The sequence below is a fragment of the Desulfoplanes sp. genome (genome assembly GCF_054921335.1).
In genome coordinates this window covers 1-3,325 of sequence record NZ_JBUDSQ010000153.1, presented here as the reverse complement: position 1 = coordinate 3,325, position 3,325 = coordinate 1, and the positions used below count along the sequence as shown (strand labels likewise).

Genomic DNA, 3,325 nt, shown 5'->3' with positions numbered 1-3,325 from the left:
AGATGAGCAACCCGGGGATGGGGAAGGTTCCGGAGGCGGAACCAATGATCCGCCACCTTCTCCCCCCAGCAACAATGAACCCACAATCGCTGAAACCTCTTTTTCAACCAACGAAGACACGACTATTACCGACACGCTGGCCTCGGATGCCGACGAAGATGCCCTATTGTTTACGCATGTCAGCGGCCCGAGTCACGGAGGCGTGACATTTTTCCCTGGCGGAACGTTCACGTATACCCCTGATGCGGATTATTTCGGAACCGACCAATTTACCGGCAAGGTGAGTGATGGAACAACGTCCCCTCAATCCTTTTCAATCAACCTGAACATCGATCCTGTCAACGATCCGCCCACCTTTGACATTTCCACTTCCGGGTTGAATGTCCCCGTAGGGGCCGGTACGCAAACAGTTTCCAGCTTCGCATCCAACCTTTCTCCAGGCCCTGCCAATGAAGCAGGGCAACCTCTTGATTTCATTATTACAACTAACAACGACTCCGCATTTGATACACTCCCCACAATTGATGTTTCCAGCGGCGACCTTACGTATGGACTGAACAATGCATTCAAGGGAACCGTCGAGATTACAGCAACTCTCAAAGACGATGGAGGTATATCGAATGGAGGCGTGGATACCAGTCCAGAGCAGAAGTTCGGCATCACGACAGAAGAGACGTTTGTTGCAGCTGATGGCCAAATTGCCTTTGGAATGATCCCGTATGACAATTCAAATCCAGACATATTTTACGATCTATTTTATTACCAGATACCGACCATATTCTCTCCCCAAATTGACGGAAGCTTCATATTCAATGCCGGTGATAACTCGATTAACCCCGGTAATTATGATTACGAGTATAGATCGATAGATCTCGTAAACCAAACTACATCGGTATCGAAAATTACCTTTTCCGTGCAATCCGAGATCGCGATCAGTTCAACCCCTTATACCGATACCAATGATGGACACTATATCAAGGGAACAAGCGACGTCGATGAAATCCACGGTTCCGGAGGAGATGATATCCTCGATGGTATGGGGCAAAACGACTCTTTCTTTGGAGATGATGGGAACGATGTGTTTATCGATCGTGCCGGAAACGATAGATATGAAGGCGGAATCGGCATAGACATGGTCGATTACAGTCAGACCGATGGTAGTGTTACCCTTGATCTTTCCAGTATGGACGGTGACGGATATTCCAAGGTGTCCACTTATTATGCATCCACCAACTATATGGATAGAATCAAAGAAATAGAAAATATCAAGGGAGGGGATAGTTATGACGACGTTCTCTCAGGAAATGCCCAGCCAAACGTTTTCATCGAATCCGGGGGGGCAAACACCCTGAAGGGAAAGGGAGGTAACGATATCCTCCACGGCGGCATGGGAGAGGATACTATATACGGTGGAACCGGAGATGACACTATCTACGGGGGTGGGGGTGCCGATACCCTTTCCGGAGAAGAGGAAGGAAGCTCAACAGATCAGGGCAGGGATCGTTTTCTGTATGGTGCCCTGAATGAAGCCGGAGACACCATCAAAAACTTTACTACTTCTTCCGACAGATTCTGTTTTGACGGATCAATTTTCAGCAACACTATCCTTGAAAATGTTCCGGGCGTACTTCCCTCAGAAAATTTTGTCATGCTTGAATCTAGTGCTTCAGATTACTATGAGTGCAACGACACCAACGGTGAGTTTTCTTCTCCTGAAAGCAGCAGCGCCTGTTTTGTATATACCCAGCCATCCTCTGGTAATCCCAAACTGTTCTACGACGAGAATGGCGGATTACCTGATGGCGAAACCTTGTTCCTGAGACTTGAAAACAGCGATCCCCTTACCCATTCCGATATCATCATTGTGCCTCACAACCCTCTGACAACTATAGAACAATCTTTCACGATAGGACAGAATTTTGAACTCAAGGGACTGCTTAAGATTATCAGCACAGACAAATACACAATACCGAGCATAACGGAACCGTCATCTAACGGAAACACCGTCATCAACTCCGACGGCACATTCACCTATGCTCCCGCTCCGGGATTTATTGGTGCAGATCAATTTTCGTTCAAAATTGAGGAAAACAATGGGTTTTCCAGCTCAGCCAAGGTTTTTATTGACGTGCAGGGAGAAACAACAACCACTCTTTCCTTCAATCCCGATAATTCGCTATATTTAGTCGGCACCGACAATGGAGAAACCATTGACGCGGGTGCTGGCGACGACACCATCATGGCCAAGGCAGGGAACGACACTATAAATGGCGATACCGGCAACGACACCATGATCGGAGGCCCGGGCGACGACACCATTTCAGGCGGGAGCGGGACAGATCTCATCGATTATACGCACGCTGAAAACCCAATCGATGCGACAATAACGGACTCTGTTTTTTCCGTGGACAACACCTATGGATCCCATTCCTTTACAGACAATCTTTCCGGAATCGAGAATATCACAGGTTCTATAACTCATGCCAACGACCTTGTGGGTGACGCCAAGGCAAACAGGCTTCAAGGAGGGGATGTCGATGACTATCTCGCGGGGAATGATGGCAAGGACATCCTTTTCGGGGGCGATGGCGGAGACATCCTTTCTGGCGGTGCGGGCAACGATATCCTCCGAGGTGGTCTAGGCAATGACATCCTCTCCGGAGATCAGGGACAGGATCACCTTTCAGGGGGTGGGGGTAGCGATCGCTTTATCTATACATCGAGCGATCAATTCGGTGATATCATACACGATTTTAACCAGAATGAGGACACGCTCCAGTTTGATGCCTATCCTTGTTTCCCATCCCCCCCTCTAAGCTCTATCCAAGGAACAGTCCCAATCAGCTATTTCCATGAAATAACGACCGATACTGATGCCAGGAACTATATTGCATCGGGCGTCCATGCATACCAACTTCCAACCGGTGGATCTTGCGATGACGATTATTTCGTCTACGTCCTTGATCCGGATTCCGGTACGAGCAAGCTCTATTTTGACCCGAATGGCACATCTGGAGATGACGTCGAAAGTGCCAAAATTCTCATCGCAGAATTTGATGCTGCCACAGTGATTGACAACAGCGACATTGAACTTCTCCAAGTATAAGCACCAGTACCGATAGGATTTGCCAATGTTGACGACGCCACGTGAAATCCTATCGCCTTAGCGCTCTCCTGCAGCATATCTGAAATAGGGGGTCTAGCCAGCCCCCGTTACCCATCATGAAAAAAATTCTTTCTATCCTTATCTCCAGACCCATCCCCTGTGGCGAAATCCTCCTCGCCACCTTCATGATCACCGTCCTCAATCTGGCCGCTCCCCTGT

General features: G+C 48.5%; 1 protein-coding gene. It reads left to right on the top strand.

Features of this window, described 5'->3' with window-relative positions:
• A partial coding sequence (locus tag ACY692_RS14665; protein ID WP_462326123.1) for a tandem-95 repeat protein occupies positions 1-3,106 on the top strand: 3,106 nt, incomplete at its 5' end.
• Between the last annotated feature and the right edge of the window lie 219 nt (positions 3,107-3,325).